Below are 25077 nucleotides of genomic sequence, written 5' to 3' on the forward strand. Positions count from 1 at the left end.
CCTCGCCGCCGCGTCGGGGGAATGTTCCGATTGACGAACCGCGAACTTTGTCCGGAACGAACGCTGTCGCGGTTCCGCCGCTGCCCGATCACCCGGCATGCGGGTTTCGATTCGTATGTTCCGGAGGTGGCGTGGACTATAAATGGAGGGGTGTACCGGTGCTTGTCGGGCGTCCGCGCGTCTCGCGCGGGTCGGCGCTGCGACTGCCCGGGGGAGGTGCACTGTGGTTCGCCAGACGCTTGCTCGCGCCGTGCTTCGCACCGCGTTGATCGGGGGCGTATTCGCCCTGGTTTTGGCGTCGCCGCCGGCCGATGCCGGGACCGTCGCGCCGCCCGCCACGCCACCGGTGATGAAGAACAGGCCCGCCGCGCGGTCTTACTCGATGCCGGTCGACTTCTCGGCGATCGTCGACCGCTACGGGCCGGCGATCGTGACCATCATGACCGCGGCGACCGACCAGCAGGCCGGCGGGCCGTCCTTCGTGTACCTCGATCCCGACGATCCGCTTGCCGCGTTCTTCCGCCGCGGCGCGCCGCTGCCGCCCGCGCAAGGCGCGCAGGCGCCTGCGCCTGACACGTCGCCGCGCGCGATCGCGGGCATCGGCTCGGGCTTCATCGTCGGCGCCGACGGCGTGATCCTGACTTCCGCGCATGTCGTCGCCGATGCGACCGACGTGACGGTGCGACTGGCCGATCGTCGAGAGTTGAAGGCGACGGTGTTGACCGTCGATCCGCAGAGCGACGTCGCCGTGCTGCACATCGACGCGACAAAGCTGCCGGTCGTGCATATCGGCGATTCGTCGCGGGTGCGTGCCGGCGAACCGGTGATGACGATCGGCGCGCCGGACGGCTCCGGCAACACGGTCACGGCCGGCATCGTCAGCGCGACGTCGCATGCGCTGCCGGACGGCAGCGCGTTTCCGTTCTTCCAGACCGATATCGCGGTGAACCCCGACAACTCGGGCGGCCCCGTGTTCAATCGCGCGGGCGACGTGATCGGCATCGCGGTGCAGGTCTATACGGACGCCGACCGCTATGCGAGCACGACGTTCGCGATTCCGATCGCGCTCGCCATCAAGGTGCGTGCGCAGGTGCAGGCGCAGATGCGGGCCAATGCGCAGGCGGCGCAGCGCACGTCGTCCGGCAATGCGCTGGGCGTCGACGTGCAGGATGTCGGCGTCGGGCTGGCCGCGGCGTTCGGCCTGCCACGTCCGGCGGGCGCGCTCGTCAACGGCGTCGATGCCGGTTCGCCCGCCGCCGCGGCCGGCGTGAAGCCCGGTGACGTGATCGTGAAGTTCGGCGGCAAGCCGATCGGACGGTCGGCCGAGCTGAACGACCTGGCCGCCGCGTTGCCGCCCGGCGGAAAGGCGCCGCTGCGGCTGATCCGCAACCGCACGCCGATGATGCTGACGGTCACGGGAGCGGGAGCTGGAGCGGGGGCCGGCGACGCGATCGACAACGCGGCCGCGACGGGCAGCAGTGCGGGCAGCGCGGGCACGGTCGGCGCGGCCGGTGCCGCCGGCGTGGCGATGGCCGCCGCGCGGCCGGCAGACTCCGGCGATCGGCTCGGGCTGACGATGCATCCGCTGAGCGACGCCGAACGGCGTTCGACCGGGCTCGCGGTCGGGATGATGGTGGATGCGGTGCACGGGCCGGCCGCGAATGCGGGCATCCGGCCCGGCGACGTCGTGCTCGAACTCAACGACACGCTGCTCGAAACGCCGGACGACGTGCAGGCGCTCGAAGCGAAAGGCGGCGTGATCGCCGTGCTGATTCAGCGCGAGAACGCACGCAAGTTCGTGTCGGTGCGGGCGCGGTAGGGTGTCGACGGGGGCGCGGGGAAGAGCGGCGGCGCTCCGTCGATTCGTCATGTAGACGATGCAGCGCATGCGACGGCTTGACCGGAAACGGCGAACAGGTTGCGACGCGCTTCATGGGCGCCCCTGATCGCGACGACGCGCAACGCGTGGCACCGGAATCGAGCGCACGTCGGCCGATGTACGTTGCACTCACGCCATGCCAGCAGTCGCATCGTTACGCATGCGATATTCAGTCGGCGTTGTCGACAGGTATTTCCGGAACAGCCTCGCCAGTTGGGCGCCACTGTTGATGCCGCAGCGACGCGCGACCTTGTCGACCGGCAAGCTCGATTCCACCAGCATCCTGCAGCTCATGTTCAAGCGCGCGCGTTGCAGGTAGTCGGATGGCGTCATGCCGATCTCGCTCTTGAACCTTCTCAGGAAGTTGCGCTCGCTCATGGCCGCGACTTGCGCCGCGGCATCGATCGAGACGGGCCGGTCGACGTTCGCCTCCAGCCAGCGCGCGGATGCTGTGATCTGCTCGCTCACACGTGGCGCGTGGCTCGCCGCAACGAACGCATCCGACGGTGCAGGCGCCGGCATCGCCAGAGATCCGGACACTTGCCGCGCGAGCTCGCCGCCCAAATCGTCTTCGACCACGCGCAACGCAATGCGAATGGCATCAGGCTCGCCGCCAGGCGATCTGGCGGCATGCATCTCGGGTGTGTCGTTGGCGGCACGAAATCCGCTCGGAAGACCGGCCGCATCCAGAAGAAGCTTTCCGTTTGCGATCGGATGAACGGTTTCGCATAGTGGATGCTGGCGGCGCAGCCAATCGATCAGCCGCTTGTCGCGACAGGCCGGATCAGCAGCCGCTCCACCGGCGACGAACATGATCTGCTTGCCTTCCACGCGCTGCCGCGAATCGATGCTTTCCGTCCAGACGAAGACCGATGAAGAGGCGGCAATTCTGCCGCCGGCAGCGGACACCAGCGATACGTCATAGCGCGCCTCGCCGGACGGACGAGCTGTCGTCAGCGCACTTGCTTTATGAAAAATCTCGATGATCGCCGCGACGTCGTGCAGTGCAAATCCGTTGGACAGCACAATGTCGACTCGCGTCGGCGCCCCTGCGGTGGGCATCCGCGAGCGAGACATGGTGGAGTGCTCCGATTCCATCGGTGATTCCCCAAGGATGTTGTTGACCGGCAGCGGCCCGCTTCGGGCTCTGCAACTCGAAGCCGTTGACGCATGCCTTACTGGCGGCCTTCGACAACTATCGCGTGGCCGGATTCGACAGCCTATGGCCGCCTGAAACAGGCAAGCACCCGCGGACATGCGGCCCCGAGAATTCTAGAAAGGGCGGTCGGGTCGGCTTGACACTCCGTCTCAAAAAATCGGAACTTCTATCGGATGCGCTGGGCCCGGTCGAATTGCCGGAAGCACGAGCGATCAGGCTCGCCTTCGCGCAGGTGGTGAAATCGCGATTCGCAAACGATTGCGTGATGCTGAAGAAGCGGGAGGGGACGCGCCGTGTGCTACGGCAAAGCACCTACTGGTATGCTTCCCATGCTGCACTAGCGCGTTCCGGGCGAGCGATTGGATCGATATGGCGTTCAGGAGTGCTGGGCAGATCAAAGCCGGACGAAAATCAGCGAAGAGCGCCGCATTGAACGACGACCCATTACACACTGCGATACCGCCAGCCCGCCTGTTGTTGCCGCCGGAGCAGCCGGTGCTCGCGCCCGGCATCGTGCACAGCAGTTTCAGCGTTCACGGCGACGCCCGTCGAAGCTTGCTGGCCTGGCAAGAGCGCATGAGTCCCGTCTACGACATATTGCCTTCGTCGAAGCAAGCCGAGGATACGTTCGATGCATCGATGTCCCGTTACACGATCGACAATCTGAGTATCTTCGACTTTCGCACGGGGCCGAACCTGGCCGTGCGATCGTTGGGTCGGGTTTCGACCGAGAGCGTGCGGGACGTCTCGTTCAGCATATATCTTGAAGGGTCGCCGGGGCAGTTCCTGGGCGGCAAACCACGGTCCGACGCGCCGCACGTGCCAAGTATCCTCGCCCTGGACATGGATCAGCCGTGCACGATCCGGAGTTTTCATAGCCGGATACTTCTCCTGTTTGTGCCACGCGCACTGGTGGAAAAGTCATTCCCCGATGCGGCCTCGCTGCATGGCCGCTGGATTCACGCCACCGATCCGCTGACGCGCATGCTGATCGAGCATGTGGTGGCGCTCAATAAGACCATCGTCGGACTGAGCAAGGATGAAGCGCATCGGTCCTTGCTCACGGCGGTAGAGTTGATCGTTGCAGCCTTCTGCCGCCAGGCGGGTCTTGCCGGCAATGCCCGCGCGGCGGTCCGCGCTGCTGTATACGGGCAAGTGCGGCGGCACGTCGAGGCAAATCTGCATGATCCGAATCTGTCGCCCGACAGCGTGTTGGCGTCGCTTAATCTCTCACGCGCCAGCGTGTACCGCATATTCGAGCATGAAGGGGGCTTGGCCGCTTATATCCGTAACCGCAGGCTGCGAATGGCGGCCGATGAACTGGTGCGCTTTCCCCATGTGGAGGTACAGGACGTTGCCTCGGGGTTGGGCTTCAATGATGCATCAAGCTTTACTCGTGCATTCCGTCGCGCCTTCGACATCTCGCCACGAGAATTGCACGAGTACGCACCGTTGTTCCAGCATGGAGATACAAAACGGGAGCGCTTCACGAAGAGGCAGGGTTGAACGGATTGGCTCGTCGACTGCGACGAACCTGGGTGGCGGCTGTGTTTCGATAGCCGCTCGAAGGCGGTGCCCCTGACCTGCACTCAGGGTGTTCAGAACCTGGTGAATGCTCAACCCGACGGATGGGCGCCGCGGCGACATGCTACGATCAACGCGATCCGACTTTCATCCCGACGCACCATGACGACAATGTATGAATTGCTCGGTGTGCGCGAGAACGCCACCGACGAGGAAATCAAGCGCGGCTACCGGAAAGCAGCGATGAAAGCGCATCCCGACCGCAACGTCGGGTGCGAAGCGGACGCGCATGCGCGATTTCAGGAGATCAAGGAAGCATACGCGATTCTCTCGGACCCGAAGCTGCGCCGCGTCTATGACACCGTTTACGCAGAGGAAATGCTCCGTCATGCACGGCTTCGCGAAGAAGAGGAACGCCTGAAGGCAGAGCGCGAAGCGGAATATGCGCGGTTCGTGGCATTGGCGATGCGCTTCGCCGAGCAAGGGCACAATCGCGACGTCGTCTTCGGTGTTCTGCTCGGCCGTGATTGCGATGTTCAACTCGCCGAGCGCATTGCCGGCAGCGTGGTCGAGCTGCATGCGTCTCGCCAGCCGGACGCATCGCGGGACGGGCAGCGTGATCAGCAGATGCCGCAAGGCGACGAGAGGGCGACACAGGAGGCATCGGAGCAGGCGTCAAAGAGCGACGCACGAAGGAGTGACGAACACGCGCATACGGACTTTTTCAGCGCTCTGTGGCACGGCGTGTTCGGGCTGCGCCAGTGAGTGCTGGTGGGGGACCGGGCTTGCGAATGCGGAACTCGACCGCGATCGGTGGCATCTTCGGGGGAGGTTCTTCGAGCGACTGCTTTATGAATTGACGGCTAATTGGGCAGTATTCGTCCAAGACTTGTCATTCAGTGAGAGGAGAAATCAGTCGTTAGGACGGCCGAAATACTCCGGAACCTCACTGACGAGTCGAGCACATATTTCAGCCATGGCTGACATTTAGATACCAGATTTGTCCGGCAGCGAGATGTCCTTTTTTCATTAATTTATAGCGCCCGCGAGAGCGTGCTGGTTTGCACTGCCTTGCGCGAATGCCCAAATTGATGGGTTGCCTTCGGCGAGCTATCCACGACGGTCGTGCCGTCGCTGTTTCGGCTCAGAGGATGGCTACATGCGAATTGTCCGCGTGAACGAGAACCCTTGCTGCCGACGGTGGTAGGCCCGCTCGTACAGAATGCGAAGCTTCGAGCGGGCATCTAAAAGTTAGTCGTGCACCCGAGTCGGAGTGCGACGCGTGCTCAATTGATCCTTCTCCACGATGTACATGAACGACATAAGGTTCATCTCCCGCGCTCACCGATCGATTCTGCGTAAATCTCCTTGGCGTCGGAATAGCTTTGTGAGCCAGACTGAGGGAGTCCGCCTGGTCCAAATGGTCTCATTATTGCAGCGATATAGACGGTTCCAGGAACCGAGTATTGGTATTGGTTATGACCGGTTTTGGTAACGGAAACCTGTGTGTTTAGATTTCCGGATAGCCCAGCAGACGCGGGTATCGTCGCGCTTGCTCCCAATGTCGCATCTTTGCTCGATGTGTACGTCGCGGTCACCGCATAGTTAGTGACCTTTACCATAGCATAGGCCCAATAATAACTTCCACCTTTGACGTTAGTGCGCTCCGGCCTTCCAGATGGAATAGACGCATACATATTGATGTAGTCCTGCGGCATCTTGACTTGATCGATTTCCATGCTATCAAATGTTATCTTCGTGACCTTCCCATTCTCCAAGCCGGCTGCAGCACTCGCGGAAATTGGAAGGGCCGTTAAGATGGTGGCGCCTCCACCAAGAGAAAAGCTTCCTTTTGTTTCCATATTTTGCGATGCGGAGCATGTGGTTTTTTGACCTGTAATAATTTCAGGCTTGACCCCTGTTGCATCACTTAAGATGCTGGCGTAAGAAAAGGTTGGATCGTAAGTTACGTCACTGCCGCTGCCATTTTTTTTTCAAACATCACCTACGTCATATGTTACGGGGCCCATAAAGACGATTTGGTCTTTCGAAAATAGAGCTGAGTTAATGCATTGGGATAGAAGAACTGGGTTCAGGGTGGTTATATTATTCCTATCCGGGCAGCCGGATAAAAGGCCTGATGCGAATCCAGCAGCGCATACCGTAGTCACTATTCTTTTCATTTTAAACCCCTAATTTTTATAAAGGATCAATGTCAGAAAAAAGGCTGTCAATATCAAGCACGGCGCAACTAAGATCTGTGGGATTTTTGCAGGCTTTCATATTTCTTTTTTCGAACCACAATTTATAAACAAATGGAAACCATTTGCCAACCTCGTCGCTATAGGATGCATCAAGTTTTCTGTAAGCCTCTCTCGCCGCGAGAAGCCATGCTACACGGGGTGCGGAAAAACTACTGCCACAGTCGCCAGGTATGTTTCCAGGAAACGCGAAAACACCTGATTGGGGTCGGGGTTGAGCCGACGCACACGTCGCATTGCCAGAAGCATCGACGTTAGCCGCGAAAATATATCGATTGGGGTAGCTAATAAATGTCCTCAAAAAATCATAGTCTCCTACGCCGTTTATGTCCTCCGTATATCCATTACAATTTGCTTTTTGTGTGCATGGATTTCCGGCTGCAACGATGAGAGCCGTCTTGTAAAACCCACTCTCGGGACGTGGACCATCGATTTTTGCGTCGAATGTCCACGAAAAATTTATAAAAACGGGCGTGGTAGTGGCGTGGCTATACCATTGAGCGAAATTCGTCACTGCTGCCAAAATTGGCGTTGGAGCGCGCCAGTCATTAACCGAATCTGGGTAGCTGTTTTGGAGATTATCTTGGAGGCTCTTAAGATCCTCTTGTAGCCACGCAAATCCGGTTGGTGAATACTTTCTGATATTGCCATATCCAAGCTGATTCATGCCGGTTACTGTTTCTGCAATTCGAAAGACCTTGGCAATCTGCGCAAACGAACCTTTTTGACTGTTAAGCAAAGGCAGCCATACAACGCGGACCGGTTGCTTATCCGGTGTCTCGATGGTCTGTAGATTACTCAATGCTTGTTCTATAGATTTAGCGTGAAATTTACATGTTGCGGTTGCGAGCCCTGCCTCGCATCCAATGAGATTTCGAGGGGCATCGATTTTAGCTGGCTCATTCTGCGCATCAGGGATGTTTTTGAATGGAGTCAGCCATTGTGAGTCATCTTTGCTTGCATAGGTCGTATAAATTTTATCCACTGCGTCGGAAAAAAATTTCTTCGAATCCTCCCACGCCTGTTGCGACGGAAATGCGTCGTCCAGGATGATTAAGACGGGTCGCTTGTCGAACCCCATTACAGGAGGGTGGTCGAATATCGATTTTAGATGTGATGCGGTCTTCTTTGCGAACTGAAATGGAGTGGGTTGCGCTGATGGAGTGGTTTCGGCCGGATGAATGACAAAAATATCAAGTGGATTAGTGATCTGTACCGCAGCATTGGCGCCCGCTTCTTTATTAATTGCGCTAACCCAATCGTGCGCCTCTGTCGCGGGCACACGCACATAGTAGACATGCACCGGAGAGCTCGGTGCTGGCGGCTGAGTCGACAGAGCCGCGATCGCAGCATTCGCGTCAGCGCTGAGCATGCCATTCCGTTTCGCGATTGCGGTAAGTGTCTGTGCCCGAGGATCATTCGACTCGAGCAGCGTTAGTTCCGTCACGGAGCGGCCGCCGTCAGCTTGAGGTATCGTCTTGGTTAGGGATAAAGGCGACGTTGTCCATGTACGCGAAGGCAGATCGTTATTAAACGACGTACCATTAAACAACTTTGGGTAAGTTTTCTTTAGTTTGTTGACAACGTCAGGCTTGGTAGCCGAAAGATTCTGCAGCATCTCGTTGTTGAAGATATCGCTGCCTTTTTGTGCAAGGTCGGATTTCCAAAAAGAAACGACATTGTTTCGTGCGAGATATGTGGCGAAGGTAGACTTTTTAATCGCACCAAATGCCTCGGCCTTTTCGATCGCCGCTTCACCTATAATCTTCTGTCCGACACCGAAGCTCGCGCTCTGCAGTGCGACGGGGTCGACAACAGTAACGCGCAATAGAGCAGTCTTGCCATCGCTTGTTTCATTGGATTGGGAGGATGTAGAATCGGAGAAAGCAGGTTGCGCTATTCCCGCGATAGCAATTGACGCCGACACAATTATGGACGTAGCGCGTAGCGCGAGCTTCATAAACCCTCCGGAAAGGTTTATTGAGTCCGTACTGTTAGGGTAGCGTTTAGGTCAATGGTCTAGGGATAAAGGTACAACAAGTTCGTAGGAATTCAAGGTGATCGTCAGATATAGAACAAAAAATGGCGGAATTGACAGAGACGACACGCGAACGGCCGTTCCAGGGTTGCGAACGGCCATCGCAAGCCCTCGGTGACGATAGACTGCAGAGGGTCGGCTACGGCCGACCGCGTCGGGCGGTTGAATCCACCCTTGGAAGCCGCCGTTAAGGGTACGCGGGCCCGAAGGGCAGTTCAGGGTCGACAAACGACCTCCCCCGGAAATCCACGAAGAACGTCTTTTTGCATTGCGCACGTCCACCCGACGCGTGCGCGGAGGGCACCTGCTTGCATCCAAACCTGCCGATCGCTTCCGAACCAGCCGCACCGCGACACGCAACGCTGATCCTGCTGTGCGCGTTCTCGGTGCTGCCGTTGAGCCTGTTCCTGCCGTCGCTGCCTGCGATCGCGCGCGACCTGCGCGCCGACTATGCGCTCGTCGCGCTGTCGCTCGGCGGCTACGCGGCGGTTGCCGCGTCGCTCGAGTTCGTGATGGGGCCGCTGTCGGACCGGTTCGGGCGGAGGCCGATCATGCTGACGAGCCTCGGCATCTTCACGCTCGGGTCGCTCGGCTGCGCGATGGCGACCGATATCCGCGGGTTCCTTGCCTGCCGGCTGATGCAGGCGGCGATTACGTCGGTCTATCCGGTGTCGATGGCGACGCTGCGCGACACCGGGGGCGGCGCGCGTGCGGCGAGCCGGATCGGCTATGCGGCGATGGCGGCCGCGTTCGCGCCGATGATCGGCCCGACGCTCGGTGGCGTGCTCGATCAGACAGTCGGCTGGCGCCCGAGCTTCTGGCTGCTTGGCGCGGCCGGCATCGTGCTGCTCGGCTGGTGCGCGTTCGATCTCGCGGAGACCCATACGAAGCGCGCCACGACGCTTGCCCAGCAGCTTCGCGCGTATCCCGCGCTGCTGCGTGCGCGACGCTTCTGGGCCTATGCGCTTTGCATGGCGTTTTCGACCGGTGCGTTCTACGCGTTCCTGGCCGGCGCGCCACTCGCCGCGCAAACGGTGTTCCGCATTTCGCCCGCGGAAATCGGCTTCTACATGGGGACGATCACGGCCGGCTTCGTATGCGGCAGCTTTCTGGCCGCGCGTTACGCGCACCGCTATCCGCTCGCCACGACGATCCTGTACGGACGCATCGTCGCTTGCATGGGGCCGGCGATCGCGCTCGCGCTGTGGTTCGGCGGTGCGACGCACGCGATCGCATGGTTCGGGCCGTGCGTGCTGATCGGCATCGGCAACGGGCTGTCGAATCCGGGCGCACATGCAGGCGCGATGTCGGTGCGGCCGGAACTGGCCGGCAGTGCATCGGGGCTAGCCGGCGCGATGACGATCGCGGGCGGGGCCGCGCTGTCGTCGTTGACGGGGGCGGTGCTGACTGTCGGCAACGCCGGTCGTGCGCCGCTGGTCATGATGTTGCTGTCCACGGCGATCGCGCTGGCGGCCGCGGTGTGCGTACGAATCTTCGACGCCCGCGAACGGGGCGCTTGATCGACAGGATAGGATCGGCACGCCGATCCGGCGCGATGCGATCGCTGCCCGGATCGGCAAGGAGCGACCCGACAGCCGTCGGACCGACTGCGCATCGCATGCGCCCGCACGATGCCTTACGGCTTCGCCCCCATCACGAACTCGAACGTCGCGATGCCGTCGACACCACCCGTCACGCGGTCGCCCGGCTGCAGCGCGCCGACGCCGGCCGGCGTGCCGGTGAAGATCAGGTCGCCGGCCTTCAGCTCGACCGAGCGCGACACGTACGCGATCACGTCCGGCACGGCCCAGATCATGTCGGCGAGATCGCCTTGCTGGCGCGTTTCGCCATTGACCGCGAGCCAGATCCGGCCGCTTGCCGGATGGCCGGTCGCGGTCGCCGCGCGCAGCGCGGTCACGGGGCCCGACGCGTCGAAGCCCTTCGCCCAGTCCCACGGCCGGCTCAGCTTCTTCGCTTCGGCCTGCAGGTCGCGGCGCGTGAGGTCGACGCCGACGCCGTAGCCCCACACGTGCGACAGCGCATCGGCCGGGTCGATCGACCGGCCGTCCTTGCCGATCGCGACGACCAGCTCGATTTCATGATGGAGGTCGCCAGTCAGGGGCGGATACGGGACGGTGCCGGCGGCCGGGACGATCGCGTCGGCCGGCTTCGTGAAAAAGAACGGCGGTTCACGGTCGGGATCGGCGCCCATTTCGCGTGCGTGGTCGGCGTAGTTGCGGCCGACGCAGAACACGCGGCGCACCGGAAAGCGCGCGGACGACTGTTCGACTTCGACGGAAGGACGCTCGGAAGCGTCGATGACGTATGCGGACATCGGATGACCTCGTTCGATGAATAGACGGATGCCGTTGCCCGCGCAATGCGCCGCGGGCCGGCATGCATGGAACGATACCCGACGCACGCGCGCCGGGATGCGACGCAACTGCGCTTTAACCGGACAAATCTACGCGTCGCCGGCCGTCGGCGCTGCGTCGGCGTCCGGCAGCGCGGCGTTGGCATCCCGGTACGCCTTCGGCGACACGCCGACCCGTGCGCGGAAGCGCCGCGCGAAATACCCTTCGTCGCGGAAGCCGACCGAGCGCGCGATGTCGGCGATGCGCCGGCTCGTATGCGCGAGCAGCGACTGCGCGAGCGCGATCCGGCGCTCGGTCACGAGATCGGTGAAGGTGCTGCCGGTTTCCTTGCGCACCAGGTGCGCGAGGTAGTTCGGCGACAGGAACGCGGCCTCGGCGGTGGCCGCGAGCGTCAGGTCCTCGCGGGTCAGGTTCGCGCGCACGTGGCGCAGCACGCGAGCGAGGGCGTCGCGCCGGCCCGCGCGCTGGGCGCCACGCTGCGCGAGCTTGTCGAGCGCGCCCGCGTACTGCGTGCAGACGAGGCCGATCAGCTGCAGCAGGTAGCCGCGCAGCAACGTGGTCGAGCCGAAGGTGCGCACGCGGTCGGCATCGAGCATGCACAGCGCGAGGCGCCGCGCCTCGTCGAACGCGTCGCCGGTCAGGATGAAGTCGAGATGTTCCTGGAAGCGGAACGGCGTCAGCTCCGGAAAGCGCTGCGCGGGGACATCCTCGAGATCGAGCGGATCGACGTCGAGATCGGCGCGCAGGAACGCCTGGCTGAAGTTGATGACGATGAAGTGCGCGCCTTCCGGATGCGGAATCAGGTGCTCGCGGTGCGGCAGCACGAACGCGAGCGCGCCGCGCGGAAACGGCCGCGTGACGCCGCCGATCCGCTGCTCGGTGTCGCCGCCGAGGTTGAACTGGATCTGGAAATACGCGTGCCGGTGCGGCTCGGTGATCGCCTGGCGCGACGCCTGGTCGCGGATGTAGAAATCGAGCCGATCGCTGCGTTCGGGCATCCCGTACAGGCGCGGCGGGGCGGTGGAGGGCATGAAGGATTCTGCTGTTGGTGACGCGGTTGAGCCGCGATGGTACAGCGAACCGGGCGCGGCCGGAATCCGCGGGCCGATCCGCGCAGGCCGGACGGGCGGGGACACACTCCGCCCGGCCCGGCGACACCGCAATCAGGCGGCCGAACAAAGTCGATGTCGTTCCGGTTCGTCGCGACAGGGAGCAGGGGCGCGGCCGGTTTCCGTCAGCCGGCGATCAGCGGCGCGACGCGCCGCCGCAGTTCCGGCACGACCTCGGCATCGAACCACGGATGGTGCTTGAACCATGCCTGGTTGCGCGGCGACGGATGCGGCAGCGGCAGCACGTCGGGGCCGTAGTCGCGCCACGCCTGCACGGTGTCGGTCAGCTTCGCCTTGCGCGTGTCGCGCAGGAAATGCCGCTGCGCGTACTGGCCGATCAGCAGCGTCAGCCGGATCGACGGCAATTCGGCGAGCAGCCGGTCGATCCACAGTGGTGCGCATTCAGGACGCGGCGGGTTGTCGCCGCTCGCGCCGCGGCCGGGGTAGCAGAAACCCATCGGCACGATCGCGAAGCGGGTCTCGTCGTAGAACGTGTCGGCGTCGACACCGAGCCAGTCGCGCAGCCGCTTGCCGCTGGCATCGTCCCACGGGATGCCGCTCGCATGGACGCGTGCGCCGGGCGCCTGCCCGACGATCAGGATGCGGGCGTCGCGATGGGCGCGCACGACGGGGCGCGGGCCGAGCGGCAGGTCGGCTTCGCAGGCGCGGCACGCGCGAATTTCGGTGAGCAGCACGTCGAGCGGCGTGCGCGTTCGTTTCGGCATCGATTCTGGACGGGGACGGACTGGCGGCGGGATGCAAACGCGTCCATGCGGCGCGGCGAGCCGGAGCGGACCGGCGCATCGCGTCAGGCATTCCGCGGGGCGCGGCATGGTGCTGCGCGAGGGCCCCGGCATCCCGTGCCGGGATCACCGGTCCGCCGCACCGCCTTCGGCGATCGCAGCATCATACAACGCCGTCTGCGCGATCGCCGCGGCGATCGCCACGTCGTCGTGCGTGCCCTCGAGCATGCCCCAGCGGCGGTATTGCAACAAGAACCACCGGCCTTCCTGCGGATCCGGCCGGTTCACGGCGCCGCCGTCGTGGAAGCGGATCGGCAGCGGCGGCTGCGCGAACGGCCCGGGGCCGTAGTCGCCGAGCAGGCGCGGCGCGATCAGCCGGGCCGGCACGCCGAGCGCATCGGGCGACGCGAGCCAGCCGGCCGCGTCGCGACGGTGCGCGGCGCTGTCGAGCCACGCGCACGCATCGACGAGCGTGCGGATCAGCGCGCGCGCGGTGGCCGGATACAGCGCGACGAAATCGCGCCGGGCCGCGAGCACCTTCTCCGGATGATCGGGCCAGATCTCGCTGGTGACGGCGACGGTCCGGCCGGCGCCGCACGCTTCGGCCACCGCGTGCCACGGCTCGCCCGCGCAGAAGCCGTCGAGTTCGCCGCTCGCGAGCGCCGCGACCATCTCGGGCGGCGGAATCACGACGCTGCGCACGTCGCGCAGCGGATCGATGCCGTGCGACGCGAGCCAGTGGTTCAGCCACATCGCATGCGTGCCGGTCGGGAAGGTCTGCGCGAGCAGCGGCTTGCGGCCGAGCGTCGCGAGCGCCGCGCGGACGTCGCCGCTTGCGCGGTAGGCGTCGGCGAGGCCGCGGGCGAACGTGATCGCCTGGCCGTTGCGGTTCAGCACCATCAGCGCGGCCATGTCGGCCTGCGGGCCGCCGATGCCGAGCTGCAGCCCGCACACGAGCCCGTACAGCGCGTGCGCGGCGTCGAGTTCGCCGCTCAGCAGCTTGTCGCGCACGGCGGCCCAGGACGGCTGGCGGCTCAGTTCCAGCGTCAGGCCGTGGCGCGCGCCGAGATTCAGCTGCTGCGCGACGATCAGCGGGGCCGCGTCGCTCAGCGCGACGAACCCGAGACGAAGATGCGCGCGTTCCGGCGCGGCGGGAGGCGAAGGGTTCATGGCATTCATGACGGTTGGGTCGCATCGAGCAGTTGCCGCGCGACGTCGACGATGCGCAGGCCCTGGTCCATCGCGCGCTTGCGCAGCAACGCATACGCATCGTGCTCGGACAGCCTGCGCTGATCCATCAGCAGGCGCTTCGCGCGATCGATCAGCTTGCGTTCGGCGAGCTCGCGCTCGACGTCGGCGAGCCGGCGGCGCAGCGCATCGTCGTGCGAGAAGCGCGCAAGCGCGACTTCGAGGATCGGCGCGAGGCGCTCGGCCGACAGGCCCTCGACGAGATACGCGCTGACGCCGGCGCCGACCGCCGCGTGAATCAGCGCCTGGTCGGCGTCGTGGCTGAACATCAGCACGGGGCGCGGCGCAGTCGCGTGCATCACGGCCAGTTGCTCGAGCGTGTCGCGCGACGGCGAATCGGTATCGATGATCACGACGTCGGGGCGCTGCTCCTCGACGGCCGCGGGCAGGCGCGCGGGCGTTGCGACGTCGTTGAGCATCTCGTAGCCGAGGCGCGCGAGCGCGTCGCCGAGTTCGCCGATCGGCTTGTCGGTGTCGGTGACGAGCAGCACGCGCAGGCGTGCGGGCGGGGCGGACGAACTCATGACGCGAACGGGGACGGACCGGCTTCGGTACAAGGGTTGAGCGGGGGTTGCGGGGTGCGGGCGGAAGTCGATGTACCCGGAACCTCGCGCATGCATCCCCGGCAGCCGGCGCGAACGCGGCCGCGGTGAGCGGAACGGGCGTGCGGACGGTGCCGCGTGACGTGACCCATGCTACGCCGCCCGCGACAGGAGCGCCTCGCCGGCGACATCGGTGCGCTGCACGGCGGCTTCGCCGATTGCCGCGCCGACCAGCATCACGGCCGGGCTGCCGAGCCCGGCCGCCGCGACGCCGCGCGCGAGGCCGCCGAGCGTGCCGGTCCAGCGGCGCTCGTGCGGCGTGCCGGCCCACTGCACGGCGGCGGCCGGCGTCGACGCGGGCAAGGCGGCGAGCAGGCCCGCCGCGATGCTGTCGACGCGGCTCATGCCCATGTAGATCGCGAGCGTGGTGCCGGTCGCCGCGAGCGCCGCCCAGTCGGGTTCGCCGTGGTCCTGGCGGTGTGCGGTGACGAACGTGACGCCCTGGCAGTGCTCGCGGTGCGTGAGCGAGATGCCGAGGCTCGCGGCGGCCGCGAAGCCCGACGAGATGCCGTTGACGATGTCGACGGGAATCGCGGCGGCGCGCAGCGTCGCGAGTTCCTCGCCGGCGCGGCCGAACAGCAGCGCGTCGCCACCCTTGACGCGCACGACGTGCGCGCCGCGCAGCGCGTAGCGGCGCATCAGTTTCTCGATGAACGCCTGCGGCGTGGAGCGGCAACCGCCGCGCTTGCCGACGCGGATCACGCGCGCGTGCGGCGCGAGTTCGACGATGCCGGGCGCGACGAGATCGTCGAGCAGCAGCACGTCGGCGGCCGCCAGCGCCTTCACGGCCTTCAGGGTGAGGAGATCGGGATCGCCGGGCCCGGCGCCCAGCAGCGTGACTTTTCCAGTCGTCATGTCGTGTTCCAGTGCCGCGTGCGTGCGGCGATCGATAACGCGTTGTTGCTTGCGGCGGCGGCGGGCGGTCGACGCGATCGCGACATCCGGCCGTGCCGGGCACGGGGGGACGTCGTTGTCCTGATCTGTTGCGCCCGCCTGCAACGGCGGGCCCGACTTGCGGGGACTGCCCACCGGCGCCGTTGCCGGTGTGGTCCGGAATCAGCAATATCCGGGCCAACCTGATTGAACCGGGCGGCGAGCATCGCAACAGGCATGGCGACAAGTGCGGCAATAAGCGCGGCGATACACACGGCGCGACCGCCACGACAGACGCCGGCCCGCATGCGACCGCGGGGCCGCGGCGCACGCGATGCCGCATCGGCGTGCATCGCGGCCCCATCCACGCGCACCGCGATGTCGCACGGCGACAGTGCTGCAGCGCACCGTATCTGTGCCTCGCTGCATCCCGACGCATCATGCGCGGCGTCGTGCAGCGATGCGTGCAACGGCCGGCGAGCCTTGTGCGGCGGGGCTGCAACTGCGATTCGGGCGGATATGGCACGGCGCTTGCGTAAGCTGGCTCGGGCGAATCAACGACGATTCGTCCGCAGTACCGATTACCGACGCGCCCGGCAACGGGCTTCATGGGCAACGGCGTCCTACACATCGGGTCTCGACGAGACCGGGTGTGCAGGACGCCGTTTTTCGTTTGGCGGATGACATGACCGACAAAGCTACCCGTATCGATCTCTTCAGCTTCCGCACCGCGCCGATGCGCGCGTTCCACATGACGTGGATGGCGTTCTTCGTATGCTTCTTCGCGTGGTTCGCATGCGCGCCGCTGATGCCGCTGATTGCGCGCGAGTTCCACCTCACCGCGGCACAGGTCGCGAACATCAACATCGCCGCGGTGGCCGCGACGATCGCCGTGCGGCTGCTGGTCGGCCCGATGTGCGACCGCTTCGGCCCGCGCCGCGTGTATGTCGGGCTGCTCGTGCTCGGCGCGATTCCGGTGTTCGCGGTGTCGTTCTCGCACGACTATGTGACGTTCCTGATCTGCCGGCTCGGCATCGGCGCGATCGGCGCGGGCTTCGTGATCACGCAGTACCACACGTCGGTGATGTTCGCGCCGAACGTGGTCGGCACCGCGAACGCGACCACCGCCGGCTGGGGCAACGCGGGCGCGGGCGCGACGCAGGCGATGATGCCGCTGCTCGTCGCGGCCGGCCTGATGCTCGGCTTCGGCGACGACACGTCGTGGCGCATCGCGCTCGTCGTGCCGGGCGTCGCGATGCTCGCGATGGCCTGGGCGTACTGGCGCTTCACGCAGGACTGCCCGCAAGGCGACTTCGTCGCGCTGCGCAAGCAGGGCGTGACGGTCGACAGCGGCAAGAAGGGCGGCTGGGCGAGCTTCTTCGCCGCGTGCGGCAACTATCGCGTGTGGATGCTGTTCGTCACGTACGGCGCGTGCTTCGGCGTCGAGGTGTTCATCCACAACATCGCCGCGCTGTACTACGTCGATCACTTCAATTTATCGCTGAAGGACGCCGGCTTCGCGGTCGGGATGTTCGGGCTGCTCGCGCTGTTCGCCCGCGCGCTCGGCGGCTGGCTGTCGGACAAGATCGCCGCGCGCCGCAGCCTCGACGTGCGCGCGACGCTGCTGTGCGCGCTGATCGTCGGCGAAGGGCTCGGGCTGGTCTGGTTCTCGCATGCGCAGGGCATCGGCATGGCGCTCGTCGCGATGCTGACCTTCGGCCTCTTCACGCACATGGCCTGCGGCGCGACCTATGCGCTGGTGCCGTTCATCGACCGCAAGGCGCTCGGCGGCGTCGCCGGGATCGTCGGCGCGGGCGGCAACGTCGGCGCGGTGGCCGCGGCGTTCCTGCTGAAGGGCGTCGGCGACGTGCAGCACACGCTGAGCCTGCTCGGGCTCGCCGTCACCGCGACCGCGCTGTGCGCGATGGCCGTGCGCTTCAGCGAGGAACACAAGGCACGCGAGGCCGAGCTGCGCGACCGCGCGCTCGCCGCCGCCGGCGCCGCGAACTGATCGACCGAAGGAAACGTCATCATGAAACTCATCGTCATCGGCCACGGGATGGTCGGCCACAAGCTCCTCGAATGCGTCGCCGCGCAAGCCGGCGCGGCGGGCGCGCTGCAGGTCACGGTGCTCGGCGAGGAACCGCGTCCGGCGTACGACCGCGTGCACCTGTCGGAATTCTTCGCGGGCAAGTCGGCCGACGACCTGTCGCTCGTCGAGCCCGGCTTCTTCGAACGGCATCCGCAGTTCGACCTGCGCCTGAACGCGTGCGTCGCGTCGATCGATCGCGACGCGCACACGGTCACGCTCGCGTCCGGCGAAACGCTCGCATACGAGAAGCTGGTGCTCGCGACGGGCTCGCGTCCGTTCGTGCCGCCGGTGCCGGGGCGCGATCGCGCGGGCTGCTTCGTGTACCGGACGATCGAGGATCTCGAAGCGATGCAGGCGTGCGGCACGCACGCGAAGCGCGGCGTGGTGATCGGCGGCGGGCTGCTCGGCCTCGAATGCGCGAAGGCGCTGCGCGACATGGGGCTCGACACGCACGTCGTCGAATTCGCGCCGCGGCTGATGGCGGTGCAGGTCGACGACGGCGGCGGCCGGATGCTGCGCGCGAAGATCGAGGCGCTCGGCGTGACCGTGCATACGGGCAAGAACACGCTCGAAATCGTCGACGGCGAGGAAGGCACGCACCGGATGGCGTTTGCCGACGGTTCGCATCTCGATGCCGACATGATCGTGTTCTCGGCCGGCATCCGCGCACGCGACGAACTGGCGCGAGCGTGCGGCCTCGAAATCGGTCCGCGCGGCGGCGTCGCGATCGACGACGCGTGCCGCACGAGCGACGCCGACATCTACGCGATCGGCGAATGCGCGGCCTGGAACGGGATGGTGTACGGGCTCGTCGCACCGGGCTACGACATGGCGCGCGTGGTCGCGAAGCAGCTCGGCGGCGCCCCGGAAGAAGCGGCCGACGCCGCATTCGCCGGTGCCGACATGAGCACCAAGCTGAAGCTGATGGGCGTCGACGTCGCGAGCATCGGCGACGCGCACGGCGCGACGGCCGGCAGCCGCACCTACCAGTACGCGGACGAGCGCCGCCAGGTCTACAAGAAGCTGGTGGTGTCGGACTGCGGCAAGTTCCTGCACGGCGCGGTGATGGTCGGCGACGCGGCCGAATACGGCACGCTGCTGCAGATGATGCTGAACCGCATCGAGCTGCCCGAGTCGCCGGAATTCCTGATCCTGCCGTCGTCGGACGGCGCGGCGAAGCCCGCGATCGGCGTCGACGCATTGCCGGAAGGCGCGCAGATCTGCTCGTGCAACAACGTGTCGAAGTCGCAGATCTGCGCGGCGGTGGCCGACGGCGCGACGAGCCTGGGCGCACTGAAGTCGTGCACGGGCGCGGGCACGTCGTGCGGCGGCTGCGTACCGCTCGTCACGCAGATCATGAAGGCCGAGATGAAGAAGCAGGGCCTCGCGGTCAACAACCATCTGTGCGAGCACTTCCCGTATTCGCGCCAGGAGCTGTTCCACCTGATCCGCGTCGAGCGCATCACGACCTTCGACACACTGCTCGCGAAGCACGGCCACGGGCTCGGCTGCGACGTGTGCAAGCCGGCGGTGGCGGGCATCCTCGCGTCGTGCTTCAACGAGTTCGTGCTGAAGAAGGAGCATGCGGGGCTGCAGGATTCAAACGACTACTATCTCGCGAACATCCAGCGCGACGGCACCTACTCGGTCGTGCCGCGCATGCCGGGCGGCGAGGTGACGCCGGAAGGGCTGATCGCGGTGGGCCAGGTCGCGAAGAAGTACGGGCTCTACACGAAGATCACCGGCGGCCAGCGCGTCGACCTGTTCGGCGCGCGCGTCGAGCAGCTGCCGTCGATATGGGAGGAACTGATCGCGGCCGGCTTCGAATCGGGGCATGCGTACGGCAAGGCGCTTCGTACCGTGAAGTCGTGCGTCGGCTCGACGTGGTGCCGCTACGGGGTCGACGATTCGGTCGGCCTCGCGATCGACCTCGAGAACCGCTACAAGGGCCTGCGCGCGCCGCACAAGATCAAGTTCGGCGTGTCGGGCTGCACGCGCGAGTGCGCGGAAGCGCAAGGCAAGGACGTCGGGATCATCGCGACCGAGAAGGGCTGGAACCTGTACGTGTGCGGCAACGGCGGGATGAAGCCGCGCCACGCGGAGCTGCTCGCGTCCGACCTCGACCGCGCCACGCTGATCCGCTACATCGACCGCTTCCTGATGTTCTACGTGCGCACCGCCGACCGGCTGCAGCGCACCAGCGTGTGGCGCGACAACCTCGAAGGCGGGCTCGACTACCTGGCCGACGTCGTCGTGCGCGACACGCTTGGGATCGCGGCCGAACTCGAAGCCGACATGCAGCACGTGGTCGACACCTACGAATGCGAATGGAAGAAGGCCGTCACCGATCCGGACACGCGCAAGCGCTTCCGCCACTTCGTGAACAGCGACGCGCCGGACACGACCATCGCATTCGTCGAGACGCGCGGGCAGATCCGGCCTGCCACGCTCGCCGAGCGCGCGGGCGGCAAGCCCGTTGCGATTCCCGTCGTCGCCGAACCCGCCACCGTGTGACTTCGGCCGACACCAGCGTCTTTTCCAAGGAGCCCATCATGAACGATCGTCATCCCCTGTCCTGGACCCGCGTGTGCCCGCTCGACGACATCGTGCCGAACACCGGCGTGTGCGCGCTCGTCAACGGCGAGCAGGTCGCCGTGTTTCACGTCGCGCATGCCGAGGAAGGCGGCGTGTTCGCGATCGACAACGTCGACCCGGTGTCGCAGGCGGCGGTGATGTCGCGCGGGCTGATCGGCAGCCTCGGCGAGCGCGTGGTGGTCGCGTCGCCGCTGTACAAGCAGCATTTCGACCTGCGGACCGGCGAATGCCTCGAAGCGCCCGAGAAATCGGTGAGCGCGTATCCGTCGCGGGTCGAGGACGGTTTCGTGTGGATCGCCGCCTGAACGCCCCGGAGCACGCATGAGCGCCACCCCCGTCAAGAGCGTGTGCCCGTACTGCGGCGTCGGCTGCGGGATGGTGCTGCACGTCGAGGATGACGAAGTCGTCAAGGTATCGGGCGACTCCGACCATCCGGCCAACTTCGGACGGCTGTGCACGAAGGGTTCGTCGGCGCATGTCGCGCTGCGCCGCTCGGGGCGGCTCGACCGCGCGTTCGTGCGGCGCGCGCGCGAGGACGACCTCGTGCCGCTGCCGGCCCGCGACGCGATCGCCGAAACCGCGCGGCGGCTGCGCGCGGTGCTCGACGCGCACGGTCCCGACGCGCTGTCGTTCTACGTGTCGGGGCAGATGTCGATCGAGGCGCAATACCTGGTGAACAAGCTCGCGAAGGGCTTCGTCGGCACCAACAACATCGAGTCGAACTCGCGCCTGTGCATGGCGAGCGCGGGCACCGGCTACAAGCAGTCGCTCGGCGCGGACGGCCCGCCCGGCTCGTACCAGGACTTCGATCGCGCGAACCTGTTCGTCGTGATCGGCGCGAACATGGCCGACTGCCACCCGATCCTGTTCCTGCGGATGATGGATCGCGTGAAGGCCGGCGCGAAGCTGATCGTCGTCGATCCGCGCCGCACCGGCACCGCCGACAAGGCCGGCCTGTTCCTGCAGATCCGGCCGGGCACCGATCTCGCGCTGACGAACGGATTGCTGCACCTGCTGCATGCGAACGGCCGCATCGATGCCGCGTTCATCGATGCGTACACCGAAGGCTGGGACGCGATGCCCGCGTTCCTCGCCGACTACACGCCCGAACGCGTCGCCGAGATCACTGGCCTCGCCGAAGCCGACATCCGCACGGCCGCGCAATGGATCGGCGACGCGCAGGAATGGATGAGCTGCTGGACGATGGGGCTCAACCAGAGCACGCACGGCGTGTGGAACACCAACGCGATCTGCAACCTGCATCTCGCGACGGGCACGATCTGCCGGCCTGGCAGCGGGCCGTTCTCGCTGACCGGCCAGCCGAACGCGATGGGCGGGCGCGAGATGGGCTACATGGGGCCCGGGCTGCCGGGCCAGCGCTCGGTGCTGTCCGACGACGACCGGCGCTTCGTCGAACACCTGTGGCGCGTGCCGGCCGGCACGCTGCGCAAGGACGCCGGCCGCGGCACCGTCGACCTGTTCGAACGGATGGCGGCCGGCGACATCAAGGCGTGCTGGATCGTCTGCACGAATCCGGTCGCGACGGTGCCGAACCGGCAGAACGTGATCGCCGGGTTGCAGGCCGCGGAACTCGTGATCGCGCAGGACGCATTCCTCGACACCGAGACCAACCGCTACGCGGACATCCTGCTGCCCGGCGCGCTGTGGGCCGAGGGCGACGGCGTGATGATCAACTCCGAACGCAACATGACGCTGATGCGCGCCGCGGTTGCACCGCCCGGCGACGCGCTGCCGGACTGGCGCATCGTCGCGGAAGTCGCGCGCGAGATGGGTTTCGGCGATGCGTTCGACTATGCGTCGGCGGCCGACGTGTTCGACGAGATCGTGCGGTTTTCGAATCCGGCGACCGGCTACGACCTGCGCGGCGCGAGCCATGCGGCGCTGCGCGACGGCCCGGTGCAATGGCCGGTCGCGCCGGGCGCCGCGCGCGAGCGGCACCCGATCCGCTACCTGAACGACGGCGTGAGCCAGCCGCCGCGCGCGGCAGCCGACGGCGGCGCTGCGCCGCGCCTCGCGTTCCCGACGCCGTCGGGCAAGGCGCGCTTTTTCGCGCGGCCGCACGTCGATCCGGCCGAGCTGCCGGACGACACGTTCCCGATCGTGCTGAACACCGGCCGGCTGCAGCATCAATGGCACACGATGACGAAGACGGGCAAGGTCGCGATGCTGAACAAGCTCAATCCGCGCCCGTTCGTCGAACTGCATCCGGACGACGCGAGCGCGCTCGGCATCGCCACGCAGGACAGCGTCGAGATTCGCTCGGCGCGCGGTCGCGTCGTGCTGCCGGCCGTCGTGACCGAGCGCGTGCAGCGCGGCAACTGCTTCGCGCCGATGCACTGGAACGACGTGTACGGCGACGACCTGTGCATCAACGCGGTGACGAACGACGCGATCGATCCGGAATCGCAGCAACCCGAACTGAAGTATTGCGCGGTCGCGCTCGCGCGCGTCGACACGGACGCGTTCGCGTCCGCCGCCGACGACACGGCGCGACCCGATGCCGCCGCCGGCGACGCGCGGCCCGTGCCGGCGGCGGTGCAGATCACGGCTTCACAGGAATCCGACATGGCAGACCTCGACACTTTCGCGGCCGCGCTCGGCGTGGCCGATCTCGCGCCGCCGCCGCTCACCGACGCGGAGCGCCTGTACGTGGCCGGCCTCGTCAGCGGGCTGAAGGCGAGCGCCGGCCGGCGCGACGGCGGCGTGCCGGTGCTGCCGGCCGGTGCGCCGCTCACGCCGCCGGTGCGGCTCTGGCTCGACGGGATGCTGGCGGGGTTGTTCAGCCGAGCGGTGCCGGCCCACACCGCGGAAGGCGCTGTGCCCGCACTGCCGGCCGAGGCCGCCGCGCCCGGCGGCGTGCGGATCGTGCGCATGCGCCCGAAGGTCGTGCTGCTGTGGGCGTCGCAGACCGGCAACATCGAATCGCTGACCGAGGACTACGCGACGCAGCTGATGAACGCCGGCTTCGAGATCCGCACCGCGTGCATGTCCGACTATCCGGTCGCGTCGCTGGCCGGCGCGCAATACGTGCTGCTGATGACGAGCACGTTCGGCGACGGCGACGCGCCCGACAACGGCAGCGAGTTCTGGGACGCGCTGCAGGCCGGCAGCGCCGCGCGCCTCGACGGCGTGCACTTCGCTGTGCTAGCGTTCGGCGATCGCAACTACGACCAGTTCTGCGGGCACGGCCGCCGGCTCGATGCGAGGCTCGCGGAACTCGGCGCGGCGCGCCTGTGCGCGCGCGTCGATTGCGACGTCGAGTTCCAGCGCGATGCCGACCAGTGGCTCGAACGCGTGGTCGCCCGGATCAAGGAAGCGGATGCGGCGCTGCATGCGGTGCCGACCGCCGGGATGAGCGCGTCGGGGCTGCTGCCGACCAAGGCGCATCCGGCGCCGTCGAAGCTCGTCGCGAACCTGCGGCTCAACCGGCCGGGCGCCGCGAAGGACACGCGCTACGTGTCGCTGTCGACCGAAGGCGCGAACCTCGAATACGAAACCGGCGACGCGCTCGGCGTGTGGCCGACCAACTGCCCGGAACTGGTCGACGAGCTGCTGTCGGTCACTGCGCTGAAGGCCGACGCCCCCGTGTCGGTCGCGGGCGTCGGCGACGTGCGGCTCGGCGATGCGCTGGCGCGCCACTTCGACATCACGCGCCCGCACCCCGACACGCTCGCGTTCATCGCGTCGCGCAGCGCGAACGGCGCGCTGAAGGCGCTGCTCGGCGACGATCGCAAGGCCGACCTGAAGCAATGGTTGTGGGGGCAACAGCTCGCGGACGTGCTGCACGAGTTCCCGGTCGAGCTGTCGGGCGCGGAGCTGGTCGGGATGCTGAAGCGGCTGCAGCCGCGCCTGTATTCGATCGCGTCGAGCCCGAGCGCGCACCCGGGCGAGATTCACCTGACGGTGTCGGCCGTGCGTTATCACAACGGCCGCCGCGCGCGCAAAGGCGTCGCGTCGACGTTCCTCGCCGATCGCGCGGACGACGGCCGCGTGCCGGTGTTCGTGCAGAAGTCCGCGCATTTCCGGCCGCCGGTGAACGGTGACGTGCCGGTCGTGATGGTCGGGCCCGGCACCGGCGTCGCGCCGTTCCGCGGCTTCCTGCACGAGCGGCAGGCGCGCGGCGCGCGCGGCCGCAACTGGCTGTTCTTCGGCGAGCAGCATGCGCAGACCGACTTCTACTACGGCGACGAACTGAGCGCGATGCGCGACAGCGGTTTCCTCACGCGGCTCGATCTCGCGTTCTCGCGCGACCAGGCCGACAAGATCTACGTGCAGGACCGGATGCGCGAGCAGGGCGCCGAGCTGTACAAGTGGCTGGAGGAAGGCGCGCACTTCTACGTGTGCGGCGACGCCGCGCGGATGGCCAAGGACGTCGATACCGCGCTGAAGGCGGTCGTCGCCGAGCACGGCGGGATGTCGGACGAAGCCGCGAACGACTACGTCGCGAAGCTCTCGAAGGCGCGGCGCTACATGCGGGACGTGTACTGACCACGCGCGGCGCAGCTCGACGCGGCCCGCCCGGTTGCGGGCCCGGCTTCGGCGACGCATTGACCCGCGA

General features: G+C 66.1%; 17 protein-coding genes. 8 read left to right on the forward strand and 9 right to left on the reverse strand.

Translation table 11 applies throughout. The features are described 5' to 3' along the window. Positions 1-223: 223 nt before the first annotated feature. Positions 224-1819, forward strand: a complete 1596-nt coding sequence (locus tag U4Z64_RS01165) for a trypsin-like peptidase domain-containing protein (RefSeq protein ID WP_321818989.1) — start codon at positions 224-226, stop codon at positions 1817-1819. Between the two features lie 189 nt (positions 1820-2008). Here the strand turns inward: U4Z64_RS01165 and U4Z64_RS01170 are convergent, their stop codons facing one another. After that, the gene (locus tag U4Z64_RS01170) at positions 2009-2977 is read right to left on the reverse strand and encodes a GlxA family transcriptional regulator (protein ID WP_321818990.1); all 969 of its coding nucleotides are present in this window, start codon (positions 2975-2977) and stop codon (positions 2009-2011) included. Positions 2978-3467: 490 nt separating this feature from the next. Here U4Z64_RS01170 and U4Z64_RS01175 point away from each other — a divergent pair, with 490 nt between their 5' ends. Next, positions 3468-4544, forward strand: a complete 1077-nt coding sequence (locus tag U4Z64_RS01175; RefSeq protein ID WP_321818991.1) for a helix-turn-helix domain-containing protein — start codon at positions 3468-3470, stop codon at positions 4542-4544. Positions 4545-4724: 180 nt separating this feature from the next. Beyond that, complete coding sequence (locus U4Z64_RS01180; protein WP_321818992.1) at positions 4725-5327, forward strand: J domain-containing protein; 603 nt, start codon at positions 4725-4727, stop codon at positions 5325-5327. A 563-nt stretch (positions 5328-5890) separates the two neighbouring features. Here the strand turns inward: U4Z64_RS01180 and U4Z64_RS01185 are convergent. Further along, positions 5891-6424, reverse strand: coding sequence for a hypothetical protein (locus tag U4Z64_RS01185; RefSeq protein ID WP_321818993.1), 534 nt, complete (start codon positions 6422-6424; stop codon positions 5891-5893). A gap of 337 nt (positions 6425-6761) precedes the next feature. Beyond that, entirely contained in the window at positions 6762-8783 is a 2022-nt protein-coding gene (locus U4Z64_RS01190) for a hypothetical protein (protein WP_321818994.1), read from the reverse strand. A gap of 386 nt (positions 8784-9169) precedes the next feature. Here U4Z64_RS01190 and U4Z64_RS01195 point away from each other — a divergent pair, with 386 nt between their 5' ends. Next, on the forward strand, positions 9170-10381 hold the full coding sequence (locus tag U4Z64_RS01195) for an MFS transporter (RefSeq protein ID WP_321818995.1): 1212 nt from the start codon (positions 9170-9172) through the stop codon (positions 10379-10381). A gap of 116 nt (positions 10382-10497) precedes the next feature. Here U4Z64_RS01195 and U4Z64_RS01200 read toward each other — a convergent pair whose 3' ends face one another. The 6 genes from U4Z64_RS01200 to cobA form a co-directional block, all read right to left on the reverse strand. After that, positions 10498-11196 carry a fumarylacetoacetate hydrolase family protein gene (locus tag U4Z64_RS01200; protein WP_044843330.1) on the reverse strand — a complete coding sequence of 233 codons (699 nt, stop codon included), beginning with the start codon at positions 11194-11196 and terminating at the stop codon, positions 10498-10500. A gap of 129 nt (positions 11197-11325) precedes the next feature. Next, entirely contained in the window at positions 11326-12267 is a 942-nt protein-coding gene (locus tag U4Z64_RS01205; protein WP_044843331.1) for a helix-turn-helix transcriptional regulator, read from the reverse strand. A gap of 203 nt (positions 12268-12470) precedes the next feature. Continuing rightward, positions 12471-13070 carry a uracil-DNA glycosylase family protein gene (locus U4Z64_RS01210; protein WP_321818996.1) on the reverse strand — a complete coding sequence of 200 codons (600 nt, stop codon included), beginning with the start codon at positions 13068-13070 and terminating at the stop codon, positions 12471-12473. A gap of 144 nt (positions 13071-13214) precedes the next feature. Then, complete coding sequence (locus tag U4Z64_RS01215; RefSeq protein WP_321818997.1) at positions 13215-14258, reverse strand: CmpA/NrtA family ABC transporter substrate-binding protein; 1044 nt, start codon at positions 14256-14258, stop codon at positions 13215-13217. A gap of 5 nt (positions 14259-14263) precedes the next feature. Continuing rightward, the gene (locus U4Z64_RS01220) at positions 14264-14860 is read right to left on the reverse strand and encodes an ANTAR domain-containing response regulator (RefSeq protein ID WP_044843334.1); all 597 of its coding nucleotides are present in this window, start codon (positions 14858-14860) and stop codon (positions 14264-14266) included. A 171-nt stretch (positions 14861-15031) separates the two neighbouring features. After that, entirely contained in the window at positions 15032-15793 is a 762-nt protein-coding gene (cobA, locus tag U4Z64_RS01225; RefSeq protein WP_321818998.1) for a uroporphyrinogen-III C-methyltransferase, read from the reverse strand. A 703-nt stretch (positions 15794-16496) separates the two neighbouring features. Here cobA and U4Z64_RS01230 point away from each other — a divergent pair. From U4Z64_RS01230 to U4Z64_RS01245, 4 genes are read left to right on the forward strand one after another with little or no spacing between them, the layout of a single operon-like run. Next, positions 16497-17822 (forward strand): MFS transporter, encoded by a 1326-nt coding sequence (locus tag U4Z64_RS01230; protein WP_321818999.1) that lies wholly within the window; start codon positions 16497-16499, stop codon positions 17820-17822. Between the two features lie 21 nt (positions 17823-17843). Beyond that, a complete protein-coding gene (nirB, locus tag U4Z64_RS01235) occupies positions 17844-20417 on the forward strand; it encodes a nitrite reductase large subunit NirB (protein WP_321819000.1) in 2574 nt (857 codons plus the stop codon). 38 nt (positions 20418-20455) lie between these two features. Further along, positions 20456-20803, forward strand: coding sequence for a nitrite reductase small subunit NirD (nirD, locus tag U4Z64_RS01240; RefSeq protein ID WP_044843338.1), 348 nt, complete (start codon positions 20456-20458; stop codon positions 20801-20803). Between the two features lie 16 nt (positions 20804-20819). Continuing rightward, a complete protein-coding gene (locus tag U4Z64_RS01245) occupies positions 20820-25007 on the forward strand; it encodes a bifunctional nitrate reductase/sulfite reductase flavoprotein subunit alpha (protein ID WP_321819001.1) in 4188 nt (1395 codons plus the stop codon). The last annotated feature ends 70 nt before the right edge of the window (positions 25008-25077 follow it).

The organism is Burkholderia sp. BCC1996 (genome assembly GCF_905339955.1).
In the GTDB taxonomy this organism is placed as follows: Bacteria; Pseudomonadota; Gammaproteobacteria; order Burkholderiales; family Burkholderiaceae; genus Burkholderia.

Excerpts from the sequence above, each read along its gene's own strand:
- U4Z64_RS01220 (WP_044843334.1), bottom strand. The coding sequence starts at position 14,860 with ATGAGTTCGTCCGCCCCGCCCGCACGCCTGCGCGTGCTGCTCGTCACC.
- U4Z64_RS01190 (WP_321818994.1), bottom strand. The coding sequence starts at position 8,783 with ATGAAGCTCGCGCTACGCGCTACGTCCATAATTGTGTCGGCGTCAATT.
- U4Z64_RS01205 (WP_044843331.1), bottom strand. The coding sequence starts at position 12,267 with ATGCCCTCCACCGCCCCGCCGCGCCTGTACGGGATGCCCGAACGCAGC.
- U4Z64_RS01185 (WP_321818993.1), bottom strand. The coding sequence starts at position 6,424 with ATGGAAACAAAAGGAAGCTTTTCTCTTGGTGGAGGCGCCACCATCTTA.
- U4Z64_RS01245 (WP_321819001.1), top strand. The coding sequence starts at position 20,820 with ATGAGCGCCACCCCCGTCAAGAGCGTGTGCCCGTACTGCGGCGTCGGC.
- U4Z64_RS01215 (WP_321818997.1), bottom strand. The coding sequence starts at position 14,258 with ATGAACCCTTCGCCTCCCGCCGCGCCGGAACGCGCGCATCTTCGTCTC.
- U4Z64_RS01210 (WP_321818996.1), bottom strand. The coding sequence starts at position 13,070 with ATGCCGAAACGAACGCGCACGCCGCTCGACGTGCTGCTCACCGAAATT.
- nirB (WP_321819000.1), top strand. The coding sequence starts at position 17,844 with ATGAAACTCATCGTCATCGGCCACGGGATGGTCGGCCACAAGCTCCTC.
- U4Z64_RS01230 (WP_321818999.1), top strand. The coding sequence starts at position 16,497 with ATGACCGACAAAGCTACCCGTATCGATCTCTTCAGCTTCCGCACCGCG.
- U4Z64_RS01180 (WP_321818992.1), top strand. The coding sequence starts at position 4,725 with ATGACGACAATGTATGAATTGCTCGGTGTGCGCGAGAACGCCACCGAC.
- U4Z64_RS01200 (WP_044843330.1), bottom strand. The coding sequence starts at position 11,196 with ATGTCCGCATACGTCATCGACGCTTCCGAGCGTCCTTCCGTCGAAGTC.
- cobA (WP_321818998.1), bottom strand. The coding sequence starts at position 15,793 with ATGACGACTGGAAAAGTCACGCTGCTGGGCGCCGGGCCCGGCGATCCC.
- nirD (WP_044843338.1), top strand. The coding sequence starts at position 20,456 with ATGAACGATCGTCATCCCCTGTCCTGGACCCGCGTGTGCCCGCTCGAC.
- U4Z64_RS01170 (WP_321818990.1), bottom strand. The coding sequence starts at position 2,977 with ATGGAATCGGAGCACTCCACCATGTCTCGCTCGCGGATGCCCACCGCA.